This window comes from Nocardia abscessus (genome assembly GCF_015477775.1).
In the GTDB taxonomy this organism is placed as follows: domain Bacteria; phylum Actinomycetota; class Actinomycetes; order Mycobacteriales; family Mycobacteriaceae; genus Nocardia; species Nocardia abscessus_A.
This window is the reverse complement of sequence record NZ_JADLQO010000004.1, coordinates 157,074-169,799: the sequence shown is the minus strand read 5'-3', so window position 1 is coordinate 169,799 and position 12,726 is coordinate 157,074. Positions and strand designations below refer to the sequence as shown.

The 12,726-nt window shown below is 68.5% G+C and carries 14 protein-coding genes and 1 pseudogene; 9 read left to right on the top strand and 6 right to left on the bottom strand.

The window, feature by feature from the left end; all coding sequences use genetic code 11:
* Positions 1-18: 18 nt before the first annotated feature.
* Entirely contained in the window at positions 19-777 is a 759-nt protein-coding gene (locus IU450_RS13750) for a DUF6319 family protein (RefSeq protein WP_195150193.1), read from the top strand.
* A 1-nt stretch (position 778) separates the two neighbouring features.
* On the opposite strand, the gene IU450_RS13745 is transcribed toward IU450_RS13750, so the two are convergent.
* The 3 genes from IU450_RS13745 to IU450_RS13735 form a co-directional block, all read right to left on the bottom strand.
* Entirely contained in the window at positions 779-2,248 is a 1,470-nt protein-coding gene (locus tag IU450_RS13745; protein ID WP_324197663.1) for a GGDEF domain-containing protein, read from the bottom strand.
* A gap of 62 nt (positions 2,249-2,310) precedes the next feature.
* Positions 2,311-2,877 carry a hypothetical protein gene (locus tag IU450_RS13740; RefSeq protein ID WP_195150191.1) on the bottom strand — a complete coding sequence of 189 codons (567 nt, stop codon included), beginning with the start codon at positions 2,875-2,877 and terminating at the stop codon, positions 2,311-2,313.
* On the bottom strand, positions 2,874-3,515 hold the full coding sequence (locus IU450_RS13735) for a pyruvoyl-dependent arginine decarboxylase (RefSeq protein ID WP_324197662.1): 642 nt from the start codon (positions 3,513-3,515) through the stop codon (positions 2,874-2,876). The genes IU450_RS13740 and IU450_RS13735 overlap by 4 nt, the downstream gene beginning before the upstream one ends.
* A gap of 95 nt (positions 3,516-3,610) precedes the next feature.
* Between IU450_RS13735 and galK the strand changes: the two genes are divergently transcribed.
* The 3 genes from galK to IU450_RS13720 all read left to right on the top strand — a co-directional run bounded on the left by galK (position 3,611) and on the right by IU450_RS13720 (position 6,936).
* Positions 3,611-4,738, top strand: coding sequence for a galactokinase (galK, locus tag IU450_RS13730; RefSeq protein ID WP_195150190.1), 1,128 nt, complete (start codon positions 3,611-3,613; stop codon positions 4,736-4,738).
* Positions 4,739-4,962: 224 nt separating this feature from the next.
* Positions 4,963-6,669, top strand: a complete 1,707-nt coding sequence (locus IU450_RS13725; protein WP_195150445.1) for a sodium:solute symporter family protein — start codon at positions 4,963-4,965, stop codon at positions 6,667-6,669.
* Positions 6,670-6,681: 12 nt separating this feature from the next.
* Positions 6,682-6,936 carry a hypothetical protein gene (locus IU450_RS13720; protein ID WP_195150189.1) on the top strand — a complete coding sequence of 85 codons (255 nt, stop codon included), beginning with the start codon at positions 6,682-6,684 and terminating at the stop codon, positions 6,934-6,936.
* Between the two features lie 207 nt (positions 6,937-7,143).
* Here the strand turns inward: IU450_RS13720 and IU450_RS13715 are convergent.
* Positions 7,144-7,593, bottom strand: a pseudogene (locus IU450_RS13715) (SRPBCC family protein); the annotation flags it as partial.
* Between the two features lie 144 nt (positions 7,594-7,737).
* On the bottom strand, positions 7,738-8,694 hold the full coding sequence (locus IU450_RS13710; protein ID WP_195150188.1) for a hypothetical protein: 957 nt from the start codon (positions 8,692-8,694) through the stop codon (positions 7,738-7,740).
* Between the two features lie 588 nt (positions 8,695-9,282).
* Here IU450_RS13710 and IU450_RS13705 point away from each other — a divergent pair.
* Together IU450_RS13705 and IU450_RS13700 are read left to right on the top strand one after the other, a co-directional pair.
* Positions 9,283-9,594, top strand: a complete 312-nt coding sequence (locus IU450_RS13705) for a hypothetical protein (RefSeq protein ID WP_195150187.1) — start codon at positions 9,283-9,285, stop codon at positions 9,592-9,594.
* A 160-nt stretch (positions 9,595-9,754) separates the two neighbouring features.
* Complete coding sequence (locus IU450_RS13700) at positions 9,755-10,429, top strand: hypothetical protein (protein ID WP_195150186.1); 675 nt, start codon at positions 9,755-9,757, stop codon at positions 10,427-10,429.
* A gap of 127 nt (positions 10,430-10,556) precedes the next feature.
* On the opposite strand, the gene IU450_RS13695 is transcribed toward IU450_RS13700, so the two are convergent.
* Positions 10,557-10,916: an Rv2640c family ArsR-like transcriptional regulator gene (locus tag IU450_RS13695; protein WP_195150185.1), complete on the bottom strand. Its 360-nt coding sequence runs from the start codon at positions 10,914-10,916 to the stop codon at positions 10,557-10,559.
* A gap of 98 nt (positions 10,917-11,014) precedes the next feature.
* Between IU450_RS13695 and IU450_RS13690 the strand changes: the two genes are divergently transcribed.
* From IU450_RS13690 to IU450_RS13680, 3 genes are all read left to right on the top strand, one after another.
* Positions 11,015-11,545 carry an ArsI/CadI family heavy metal resistance metalloenzyme gene (locus tag IU450_RS13690; RefSeq protein ID WP_195150184.1) on the top strand — a complete coding sequence of 177 codons (531 nt, stop codon included), beginning with the start codon at positions 11,015-11,017 and terminating at the stop codon, positions 11,543-11,545.
* Between the two features lie 71 nt (positions 11,546-11,616).
* On the top strand, positions 11,617-11,994 hold the full coding sequence (locus IU450_RS13685) for a metalloregulator ArsR/SmtB family transcription factor (protein WP_324197661.1): 378 nt from the start codon (positions 11,617-11,619) through the stop codon (positions 11,992-11,994).
* A complete protein-coding gene (locus IU450_RS13680) occupies positions 11,991-12,722 on the top strand; it encodes an aquaporin (protein WP_195150183.1) in 732 nt (243 codons plus the stop codon). The genes IU450_RS13685 and IU450_RS13680 overlap by 4 nt, the downstream gene beginning before the upstream one ends.
* Positions 12,723-12,726: the final 4 nt, after the last annotated feature.

Genomic DNA, 12,726 nt, shown 5'->3' with positions numbered 1-12,726 from the left:
AAATCGCTCGGAGTCACCATGCCGTCGCCACGAACCAAGCCGCAACCATTGTCGGACAGCGAGATTCGACAGATCGCCACGGACATAGCCGGTGGCCGCCCGCCTATGGTGTGGTTCACCTCGGCCGCGGTGGGCGTTCCGGAGGGGCGCTCGGGCAAGGTGATCGCCCTCGGCGACCCTGCCGACGGTGACTTCCTGCAGGTCCGGCCGACCGGATCGAAGGATGTACTGTCCTTCTCTCCCACCGAGGTGACCTTGACCAAGCCGCCGCGAGGGGCGGCGGGCGCCACTGCCCAGCCGAAGTCGTCAACCAGGAAGGAATCCCCTGTGACCCAGCCGTCGACCGCGACGAGCACCGCGCCGCAGCCCGCTCAGGCGAGCGCCCCCACGGCGGCTGCCGCCCCGAAGCCGGTGGAGGCCACCGGGGAAGCGAGCCGAGCCGAGAGTGCGGGCAAGCAGGCCCCGGCGGCGCCCAAGCCCGCGAAGGCCCCCGCTGCCCGCAAGACCAAGGCGGCGCCCGAGGTCACCGTGACGCTCACCGGCACCGCCGACGGCGAGTGGTCGGTCGACGTGGTCAGCGGCAAGAAGCGCACCCTGCGCGGCCTGCCGGTGGCCGGTTCCGCGGTGGCGCAGGCGGCGAAGATCCTGCATCCCGAGGTCGCCGAGGTGGTCGCGGGGGTCCTGGACGCGCTGCGCGGAGTGCAGGAGGCCAAGGTGCAGCAGTTACAGGCCGAGCTCGAGGAGGCCAAGCGCCTGCTGGACGAGCTGAGCGACTGAGTCACACCGCGGGACTGGCGGATCGGGTGGCCGTACGCCAGATCCGGCGCTCGGTGTCGGCGGGCGGGCGGCGCACGTCGTCGTGGAACGCGTAGCCGAGCGCGTCGTGCTTCGCGTGATACATGGCCGCGTCCGCGTCCCGGAGCAGGCTGTGCATGTCGGGGTCCGAGCTGCGCGGACCGACGCACGCGACGCCGACGCTCGCGGTGATCGGGATCTCGCCCGCGCTCAGCCCGAACGGCCGGACGAACGCGCCGAGCAGCCGTTCGGCCAGCACGGCGGCCTCCGGCCGGGCCAGCGCGGCGAGCACGACGAATTCGTCGCCGCCGTAGCGGCTCACCACGTCCTCGGGGCGTACCACGCGCCGGATCCGGGCCGCCGCGGTGGCGATCAGCTCGTCGCCGACGGCGTGTCCGTAACTGTCGTTGACCCGCTTGAAGCCGTCGAGGTCGATGAACAGCAAGCAGATCGGTTGCTCGGTCCACTGCCTGCCACGCTGGCGCAGGGCGCGCAACAGCGCGGACCGATTCAGCAGTCCGGTGAGCATGTCGTGGTCGGCTTGGTACTGCGCGCGCCGCTCGCTGCGGGCGCTGCGCACGATCGCGCGCTCGCTGCGCACCAGCATGCCGATCAGCAGCAGCGCGAACAGCGACGACACCACCACGCGGTCGAGCGGGTGCAGGCTGGACCCCACCACCGGCACCAGCGAGGCCACGATCAACGCGATCGCGATGAGGCTGGCGCGCTGCCGGGAGTGGTGCGGGTGGATGCGCCGCGGCGTGCCGAGTGCGGCCATGGTCGGGTGCAGCGCCGCCACGCCCACGGTGGCGTAGGCCGCGAGCAGGGGAGCCAACAGTACCTCGCGTCCGAAGGCGGTCGCGCCCGCGGTCTCCAGGCTGTAGCCGAGGTCGCCGAGCAGCACCGCGATCAGTCCGGCGTGCAGCAGCCAGAGCGAGGTCTCCGCACGAGTGGAGGTGGCCATCGAGTGTGCGACCAACGTGAGCAGCAGCGCGTCGAGCACGGGGTAGGTCGCGGCGACGAGCACGTCCAGCCCGGCGTCGGTTGACTGGAGGATCGGTGAGATGAGGAAGGTCCAGGAGGCGAGCAGCGCGCCGAGCCCGATGAGGGCGGAATCCAGCAGCAGGTCGTAGTCGCCGTGCACTTGGCGCGGCCACAACCAGAACAGTGCGGCGAGCCCGACGCCGAGATAACCGAGGAGGGTGAACGCGTCGTCGAGCGGGTGGACCGCGTGGTCGCCGATGTCACGCAGCGTGGTGCCGACGGCGAACAGCACCGCCGAGCCGGACAGCAGATACCACGGCAGCGGGTGCGCGGGCCGGTGCGTGTGCAGGCCGACGGCGATCATGGCGAGGGTCTCGCCCACGATGACCACCATCGTCACGAACGCCACCAGTTGGGAGTCCAGCGCCAGGTGAACCGCGATCGCGGCCCCGCTTCCCCCCAGAAGCACCGCGTGCCAGCCTGATCCGAGACTCGGCCGACAGCTCGCCTGTGGCTGTTCACTGGGTGTCATCAGCCCCCCTTGGTCGCTCCGTCCCCGGTGAACCGGGCCGCGTAGTAGATCTGGGAATCCTCCACCGCGACTTCGACGTTCGCCTGTTCGTCGAGCACTGCCCGAATGTTGTCGGCGAACGAGAACCGAGTGTTGTTGTACGAGCAGATGTCCCAACCGACCGCCGCGCGTTCGGCAACCAAAACATGGACAACTGATTTGATCATGGCATGGAACGCCGCCCCTTCGCGGGCACTTGGCGCAACAAGGGTGAAACCCGCATAGTAGATCGCGTCACGCGCCGCGTGTTCGGGATAGCGCGCCGCGAAGTAGTCCGGGCTGATCCACGGCACGGTCTCCAGATGCCTGGTCAGCGTGGTCACGCCGATCGGCTCGCCGTCGGCGTGCGCGACGTACTTCTGCACGCGGGGGTCCACCATCTCCTCGCGGAATTCCTCGGGATGCAGCACCTGTCGCGCGATGGCCTTCGCGCGCAGCGGGCCGAACGCCTCCTCGTAGAGGCGATGGAACACCGCGATCCGTTCCTCCGGAATCGCTCCCTCGACGGTCACGGAGATATCGCTCATCGCGGGCCCCACGGAATCGTGTGGTAGGCCGCGAGGACCAGCGCGCAGGCCGGGTCGCCGTCGGAGGTGGCGTCCACGGTGCACAGCTGGACCGGGCCGAAGCCGCCGCCGCGGTGTCGGGTCATGTCCGCCAGGCTGGCCCGGATCAGAGCGACGACTTCCTCGCTGGTCTCGGCCTCGTGCTCGACGAAAAGTCCGGCGCCGGAGTCGTCGTCGCGCAGCGCCCAGCCGATGCCCGCCGCGGCGGTCGAGCCGCGCCCGTAGGCGTGCCGCACGGCGTACACGCAGTAGAGCCGGTCGCCCCAGGGGATCGGCTTGCGCACCCGGCCGATGCGTTCGACGGTGGCGCGCGGCGGAATGACCGACGACAACCGGATCAGGTTGGCCTCACCCACGCCGAGGTCGCGCAGCGCCGCGTCGAATGCCGACATGGCGGTCGGTCCCGTTCCGGTCGCCGCGCCGATCTCGATGGTCAGCGGCGCCGGGAGGGGGCGATCCAGCGGCGGCCGCAGCCGATCCGGGCGAGACCGCGCGCGCAGGTCGCCGCGTGAGGTGTCGTGCATCATGATGCCCTCCCGATCCGACGCGGCCACCAGATTTTGCAGGCCGGTCTTGCGTCGAAATCGACTGTGCGTCACGAACCGCGATCGCGCACCCGAGGGCGTCGAAAACAAAGCTCGTGCGGCGTGTCTCGTACCCTGGCACCACCCGACGAGAACAGCGAGGAACGAGCGTGCGGACATGGGTGGCGCCGGGGCGGGTCAACATCATCGGTGAGCACACCGACTACAACGACGGCTACGTGCTGCCGATCGCGTTGCCGCTGGTGATGCGGTGCACGGCGGCGCAGCGCACGGACGGGCGGCTGCGGGTCGGCTCGCGGCAACGGCCCGGCGAGCCGGTGCTCGTCGCGGTCTCCGACCTCGTGGGGCAGCGGGCGCGGGTGCCCGGGTGGGCGCGCTATCCGCTGGGCGTGGTCGCCGAGTTCGCCCGGCGCGGGCACCGGATTCCCGGCGTGGAACTCGACCTCGACGGCGCGGTGCCGATCGGTGCGGGGCTGTCGTCCTCGGCGGCGCTGTCGTGCGCGGTGGCCGTCGCGCTGCGTGATCTGTTCGCCCCCGAACTGACCGACCGCGCGCTGATCGACGTGGCCCGCGCCGCCGAGAACGACTACGTCGGCGCTCCGACCGGCCTGCTCGACCAGTCGGCCGCCATGCTGTGCACGGCCGGGCACGCGCTGCTGCTGGACGTGCGGGCATTCGCCGCCGACGCCACCGCGCCGCGCGGCACCGGGCACGAGCAGATCCCCTTCGATCTCGGCGCGTTCGGACTCGAACTGCTGGTGATCGATACCGGGCAGCCGCACGAGCTGGTCGACGGCCGCTACGCCGAGCGTCGCGAGCAATGTGCGGCGGCGGCCGGGGCGCTCGGCGTCGCCACCTTGCGCGAGGTGACGTCCCCCGCGGATGCAGACCGGATCGCCGACGGCGTGCTGCGCCGCCGCGCCAGGCACGTGGTGGCCGAGAACGCCAGGGTGCTCGCAGTTGCCGAAAAATTGCGCGCGGGCGTCGACCCCCGCGGGATCGGCCCCGTACTGACCGCGGGGCACGTCTCGCTGCGGGATGACTTCGAGGTGTCCACCCCGGCTTTGGACGCCGCGGTCGACGCCGCGCTGGCGGCGGGGGCGCACGGCGCGCGGATGGTCGGCGGCGGATTCGGCGGCAGCGTCATCGCGCTCGTCGATCACGAACGCACCGCGAGCGTGGTGGAGTCGGTGCGGCGGCGCTTCGCACGGGCGGGTTTCGCCGAGCCGCGCACGTTCGTCGTCGTTCCCGCCGCCGGAGCGCACCGGATCGGCTGAGCGACCGTCCAGAATTTGTGGGCGAATGTGCCACGCCGGTACGGCATGATCACGCAGAGTAAACGTCAGCCGACACCATTCGGCGGGCGACGAGGAGGTCGCGCGCGCCGGGCAGAACCAGCACGACGCACGATCTCGCTCGCCGCCCCGGTTTCACCGCCAGGAGGAACGCTGTGCCGCTCGCCGATCCATCCGTTCTCGCCGCCGTGCCGATCGTGTCCCCCCTGGCCGCCTCGCCCCCGCTAGCCGCCGAGACCCTGCGGCTGGACGCGCAGCCGGTCGATTACGCCCTGGTGGCACTGTATTTCGTGTTCGTCATCGGCATCGGTCTGCTGGCCAGGCAGCGCGTGTCCTCCAGCATCGATTTCTTCCTGTCCGGACGCTCGCTGCCTGCCTGGGTGACCGGTCTGGCGTTCATCTCCGCGAACCTCGGCGCGGTGGAGATCATGGGCATGTCCGCCAACGGCGCGGAGTACGGGTTTCCGACCTTCCACTACTTCTGGATCGGCGCGGTGCCCGCCATGCTGTTCCTCGGCGTGGTGATGATGCCGTTCTACTACGGCTCGAAGGTGCGCAGCGTGCCGGAGTTCATGCGCCGCCGCTTCGGCACCGGCGCCCACCTGGTGAACGCGCTGAGCTTCGCCGTCGCCCAGGTCCTCATCGCCGGGGTCAACCTGTACCTGCTCGGCTCCGTTCTGAACGTGCTGCTGGGCTGGCCGCTGTGGGTGGCGGTGATCGTGGCCGCCGTGATCGTGCTGTCCTACATCACCCTCGGCGGCCTCTCGGCCGCGATCTACAACGAGGTGCTCCAGTTCTTCGTCATCGTGGCCGCGCTGCTGCCGCTCACCCTGGTCGGCCTGCACAAGATCGGAGGCTGGGACGGCCTGCGGGAGAAGGTCGGCGCGTCGCCCGGCGGTCCGGAGCAGCTGGAGTCCTGGCCGGGCAACGCGCTCAGCGGGTTCGGCAACGACTTCCTCTCGATCCTGGGCATCGTGTTCGGGCTCGGGTTCGTGCTCTCGTTCGGGTACTGGACCACCAACTTCGTCGAAGTGCAGCGCGCGATGGCGACGCACTCCATCGCGGCGGCGCGGCGCACCCCGATCATCGGTGCCTACCCGAAGATGTTCATCCCGCTGATCGTGGTGATCCCCGGCATGATCAGCGCCGTGCTGGTGCCGCAGATGGCGGAGTACAAGGCGGCGGTCACCGCGAATCCGGACTTCGAGAGCGACACCACCTACAACCAGGCGTTGCTGTACCTGATGAAGGACGTGCTGCCCAACGGCCTGCTCGGAGTCGGCCTGGCCGGTCTGCTCGCGGCGTTCATGGCGGGCATGGCCGCCAACATCTCCGCGTTCAACACGGTGTTCAGCTACGACCTGTGGCAGCAGTACGTGCGGCGCGACCGCCCGGACGGCTACTACCTCGGCGTGGGCAGGCTGGCCACGGTTGGGGCGACCGTGGCCGCGATCTTCACCGCGTTCATCGCCTCCGGATTCAGCAACATGATGGACTACCTGCAAACCCTGTTCAGCTTCTTCAACGCCCCGCTGTTCGCCACGTTCATCCTCGGCATGTTCTGGAAACGGATGACGCCCACCGCGGGCTGGATGGGCTTGGTCTGCGGAACCGGTTCGGCGATCGTCGTTTTCATCCTGCACGAGATGAAAGTGTTCGAACTGTCCGGCCAGGGAGCGAGTTTCGTCGCCGCCGGTGTGGCGTTCGTGGTCGACATCGTGGTCAGCGTCGCGGTCACCCAGGTGACCGAGCCGAAACCTGCGGCGGAACTGGTCGGGCTGGTGTATTCGGAGACGCCGAAGGAAGTGCGCACCGACCCCGAGGCGGCCACGCTGCCCTGGTACCAGCGTCCCGTCCTGCTGGCGGGCATCGCGTTCGTGCTCGTACTCGTTCTCAACCTCGTCGTCGGATAGGGAGCCGCCGCAATGCTTTTCGATATCCGCACCATCGTCGGCGCGTTGCTCGGCTGCTACGCGATCGTGCTCGTCGTCACCGGACTGGTGCACGACACCGCGGCCGAGCAGGCCAAGACCGGCGGCGTCAACGTGAACCTCTGGGCCGGGCTCGGCATGGGCGTGGTGGCCGTCGCCTTCGTGGCCTGGGCGCTGCTGCGTCCGGTCCAGGTGCCGCCGCAACCGCAGCCCGCGGATCGTACCGACGAGGAATCCGACTCCGCCTGACACGGGCAGCGCCCCCTGGGAATCCCAGGGGGCGCTGGTAGTCGCGCGGCTCGGGCGTCAGGGGCGGGTGGTTCCGCCGGGCCATGCGCCGGTTCCGCCTTCGCCTGGCATGCCGGTTCCGCCGGCACCCGGGCGGGGAGTTCCGCCGGGCATGCTTCCGGTTTCGCCGGGGCGGGGAGCCCCGCCGCGCTCCGTGGCGGTGTCTCCGGCGCCCGGACGCGGAATGTCGCCGCGCCAAGCGCCCGTTTCGTGCCCTCGTTTTTCGACGAAGTGCTTGAAGCGCTCCAGGTCACCGCTCACCCGGTGCTTCAAGACGCCGAGCTTGTCGGCGACGTTCTCCACGAACCCTTCGGGGTCGACATCCATCTGCGCGGTCACCCTGGTGTGGGTGTCGTCGAGGCGATGGAAGGTGACGACTCCCGCGTGCTTGGGCCCGCTGTCGGACTTCCAGGCGACCCGTTCGTCGGGATGCTGTTCGGTGATCGTCGCGTCGAACTCCCGCGTCGACGGGCCGACATGGACACGCCAGTGCGTGTGCCGGTCGTCGAGCTGGTTCACCACTTCGACACCCTCCATGAACTGCGGAAACGACTCGAACTGCGTCCACTGGTTGTAGGCGGTGCGAACCGGAACGTCGACGTCCACCGTGGCGGCCATTGTGCTCACTTGCTACCCCTTTCCTCGCCCACCCGCACCGATCGCGCGGACGGGCGTCTTTCGGTTGACAAGCGCTCCCTTGGGGGCGACTCGGGACATTCATCGCATACCCGGGTCGTCCGGGGACAAACAGGCGGAGGACTTCTACGCCAATACGGTCGCCGCGTAGGCGTCCAGATCCCGGACCGGTCGCGCCGTAGCCCACGGCTCGAACTTCTTCCTGGTCTGCGCGTATGCCTGTCGCAGCCGAGGCGAGGTGTTCCGCGCGGCCAGCTCCAGCGCATGCTCGGCGGCCGCGCACGCCCGGTCGATATCACGCGCGATGGCCAGCTGTGCGAGGTTGAGATTCCACAAAGCCCGGTCGCGAGTCGCATGGGACGGAATGAGCCCCAGCACCGCGTCGATCGTGTCGGCCGCCACGTCCAGCTCGCCTCCCGTTTCCAGGCAGCGGGCCGTCATGGCGCCGGTCGTCCACGCACTCTGGTAGTAGCAGTAGGACTCGTCCGGCGTCGTCTGCTCGGTGAACTCGTCGGTTACCTGGAGCAGCTGGCGCCACGCATCGGACCTGCGTCCATCGGAGGCGAACGCCTGCGCCGCGCACAGCTTTCTGAAGTCGTCGACTCGACCGTCCTGGACGGGCAGTCGCAACATTCGGTCCGCGATCGTGGCAGCTTTCGGGAACGCACGCATCTGAACCGCCAATTGCGCTCGGTGGCAGAGGATTCCGGTCGCGATGTCGATATCGCCGGATTCTTCCGCGTGCTGGTAGGCGGTGCGGAACAGTTGTTCCGCCCGCACCAGGTCGCCCTGGTCCCACGCGGACCATGCGCTGCTGGCCGTGGCCTCTCCGGTCAACGATTGCAGTGCGGGCCGCAAACCGGCCGGGCAGTCGCGCAGCAGCGCCGCGCACGTGTGTGCTTGAGCTTCGATGATCGGCCGGGCGGCGTCGGAACCGAGTTGATCGTCCAGCAGCTGTGCGGAGTGCACGGTGTTTCGCAGATGCCCGATCGCGTCCGGCGTGACGGTAGGAGAACCACTCTTGCTCATTGTCGCCGTGCCGATGACCGCGCTGGTGGCGGCGATGAAGTCTCGCCGGTTCACGTCTGGGTCTCCAATCAACGTCCGGAAACGCTCGTGCGCCCCATGGTCCGCATCTTTCAGAACCCTGTCCAGCCGCGCTTGATGGCTGATACTCACCCGGCGGTACGGTCGGCTTTCCCAAAAGCTCACCGTCCGTTGCGCACAACGCAGCAGCTCCGCGAGCTCGCTCTGGGTCAACCGGCACGCGTCCCGAAGCGTCTTCACATCCGCGCCGGTCCACATCGTCACTTCTGCCACGGTGCCCCCTTGCCCTGCCGGACGGTCATTGCTGCCGATTGCTCGAGTCTGCGTGTGCGTTACCTTCCACCAGGCATTTTGCACCGGCACTCTGTAATTCGTACCCGGAACCGGGAAACCCTGTCGCACAACCGAACCCCTGTGTGACGGGACATCCGAATCGTGCACGACGCATCGTGAAGGTGGCGTTCCCGCCCCGGTTCCCGGTCGACCGACGACCGCGAGGGGCCTGCCAGTGCAGAACATCCAGGTGTCGCCGCCGCGTGACTCGTCACGGTCTTCCCGACGGATCGTCGTCGCGGTCGTTCGGGGCCGCGTGGGCGCGCGGGGGCGCCGTCGGTGGGCGACCCCATGACCTACGACGACCGCGCCGAAGCCGAGATAGCCGTTCTCGCCGACGTGATCGCCGCTGTCGACGCAGCCATGAGCGATGCGGCCCGCCGGCAGCAGCACCCCAGTGAGCAGCGCGCCTATGTGCTCGCAACAGTGCTCTACGAACTGATCGCCAGCGCCCGAACCGCGGCCGGGCCCGACAGCGGCCGCCTCTACGCCGCTCCGATTCTCGATTCGATCATCGAGAACGTAGCCGCCGCCGACGAGCTGTCCCTTCTCGATCTCCTGGTGTCTCTCCTCGTCACACGGCATACCGCCACGGACCCCTGATCGAGACCGGTATTTCTCCTTCGCGCCCCAGAGCAATTCCTTGCAATACGTCGCGCCGTTCCCGAGGACCACCCGAAACGTGCGAGGCCGACCGCCCCGACCGTGGTCAGGGTTGATGGCGAACACAAATCCGACCATCGAGCGAAGGAGGGTTACCGGAATGAAGCGAGTCGAGATCTTCGAAAGGCCCAGCCGCAGCGAGATGCGCAATCCCGAGGCGCTGAAGAAGCGCATACCGGCCACGAACGGAGGCCGGGACGACGCCTACGACGCCTATCGCCTCGCCTGCATGATGGCTGCCACCGAGGCAGAGGAGAACGGGGGTGAGGACCAGACCTGCCTCAGCCACTTCGAGGGCGCGCTTCCCGGCTGGTTGAGCCGCCTCGGCTTGAATCTGGACGTCCACATGTACGGCATCTGCCACGTGTCGGATGACAACAGCGCCGATCGCGGCGACGCGTCCTCGATCTATTGGACGATGTCGGGGTTCAGCGACCGGCCCCGCGTCTACGAGGCGATCGCGTTCCCATCCGGAACACCGGCGCCTTCCGGCTCGCTGAGGGAGCAATACGACGGGTGGGCGCAGAGCGCCGCCGCGCTGGCCGACCGTGAATCCAGTGACTCGGCGCGGTTCTCCGCGTTCGTAGCGGCGATGTCCAGTTCGCTGAACTCGTCGGGCAAGAATTTCCCCGGGACCTCGTTCGGCTACTACAACACCGACGGCGGCGAAATGTACACCCCCAGCCTCGACGCCACCCGGATGCTCTGGAGCGTGGCTCCCATGTATTCCTTCGACGGCCACATGTACGAATGCATCACCGCACTCCCGAAGTAGGCGTCCTGTACGAAATCGAGCAATCGAGTTACTCCTCGCACATGCCGCAACATGTGCGAGGAGTGGCGCCGTTTCCGGCCACGGTGACACCCTCTGGGGGCGCCTGGTGCGGTCGAGGCCCGGTTGTTCAGCGGCAGCAGTTGGGGTCGAGCACTACGCACAACGCGGCCAGGGCATCGCGGCGTGCGCGGTGAAAGGTGTTCATGCCACGACGTTCGGACTCGACCAGTCCCGCTTTGCGCAGCTGGCCGAGATGATGACTGACCGTCGATTCCGACAGTCCCACCGCCGCGGCGAGGTCGCCGCCGTTCTCCTCGCCGGGAGCGCTGGCCAACAGCAGTGACAGCAGCTTCACCCGCACCGGGTCGGCGATCGCCTTCAACCGCAGCGCCACTTCCAGCGCGGCGTCGTCGCCGACCGGCCCGGCCGCGACCGGCGGGCAGCACACGGGAGCGGACATATCGATCACGGGCAGCGTCTTGGGCATGCGATCGACACTACCCGCGGGATTGACATATGTCGAAAAGGTGGCAGACTCGGCATCGAACCAGTTCTTCGATATATGTCACACAAGTGGAGGTAGTCATGTCCCGCATCCAGCTCGCCCTCAACGTCGACGACATCGACCAGGCCGTGCGGTTCTATTCGACCCTGTTCAACGCCGAGCCCGCCAAGCGCAAACCCGGCTACGCCAACTTCGCCATCGCCGAGCCGCCCGTGAAACTCGTGCTCATCGAGAACCCGGGCCACGGCGGCAGCGTCAACCACCTCGGCGTCGAGGTCGAGACCTCCGACCAGGTGCACGGCGAGATCGCCCGCCTGTCCGCGGCGGGACTGTTCACCGAGGAGCAGATCGCCACGACCTGTTGCTTCGCCACGCAGGACAAGGTCTGGGTCACGGCACCGGACGCCGAACGCTGGGAGGTCTACACCGTCCTGGCCGACAGTGACACTTTCGGCGTCGCACCCGAAATCGGCGGCGCGGCTGCGCCCTCCGACGCCGAGGCCGTCCAGGCCTGCTGCGGCACCGCCGAGGAGGCCGACGCCGAAGGCGCTTGCTGCGGCGCCGCGGCGAAGAAGGAAGCAGTCGCCTCCGGGGCGACTTGCTGCAACTGACCCACCACCGCGGCAGCGAGTTCACCAGGTGTTCGCTTGCCCATGGATTCGATACCTATCAATATCGATGCGTGTCGAAACCGGAATTACCGCTGATCGGCGTGACCTCACCATCGTGTGAGGTCACGCCCTTGGTCCGCCAACCGCTGACCACCGATGCCGCCATGGAACTGGCCGGCGTCTTCAAGGCCCTCTCGGACCCCGTGCGATTGCGGCTGCTGTCCATCGTGGCCAGTCATGCCGGACGAGAAGCCTGCGTCTGCGACCTGTCCGCCGGGTTCGACGTGAGTCAGCCCACCATCTCCCACCACTTGAAAGTGCTGCGGGAAGCCGGATTGCTCAGCAGTGAGCGGCGCGGGTCGTGGGTGTACTACCGCATCGAGCCCGCCGCGCTACGGCAATTGTCCCGCCTGCTGGACATCGCCGCCCCCGAGGCGCTGGCGCGATGACCGACCTGACGCGGCGGCTGCTCGCCGAATTCCTCGGCACCGCGCTCCTGGTCACCGTGGTGGTCGGTTCCGGCATCGCCGCCGAGCAACTGTCGCCGAACGACACCGGCGTGCAATTGCTGGAGAACTCCACCGCGACCGTGCTCGGACTCGCGGTGCTGATCCTGGTTTTCGGGCCGATCTCCGGCGCCCACTTCAACCCGGTCGTCTCCGCCGCGGACTGGCTCCTGGGGCGACGCCACCGCACCGGCCTGCGCGGCAGAGACCTTGCCGGGTACATCGCGGCCCAGACCGCGGGCGGCAGCGCGGGGGCGGTCCTGGCGAACGTCATGTTCGATCACCCCGCATGGCAGATCTCGACGCATCACCGCATCACCAGCGGACACCTCGTCGCGGAAGTCGTCGCCACCGCCGGACTCGTCGCGGTCGTCTTCGCCCTCGCACGATCCGGACGCGCCGCACTCTCGGCAGCGGCGGTCGCCGCCTACATCGGAGCGGCCTACTGGTTCACCAGCTCCACCTCTTTCGCCAACCCCGCCGTCACCGTCGGCCGCGTCTTCTCCGACACTTTCGCCGGAATCGCCCCCACCTCAACGCCCGCATACATCGCGGCCCAGATCGTCGGCGGGCTCGTGGGCCTGGCGCTCATCACTGTCCTCTACCCGGCCACCACGGCGGTCGCCGCCGACAACGCCGTCATCCCCCGCGACTCCGCCGACACCGACTGAAAGG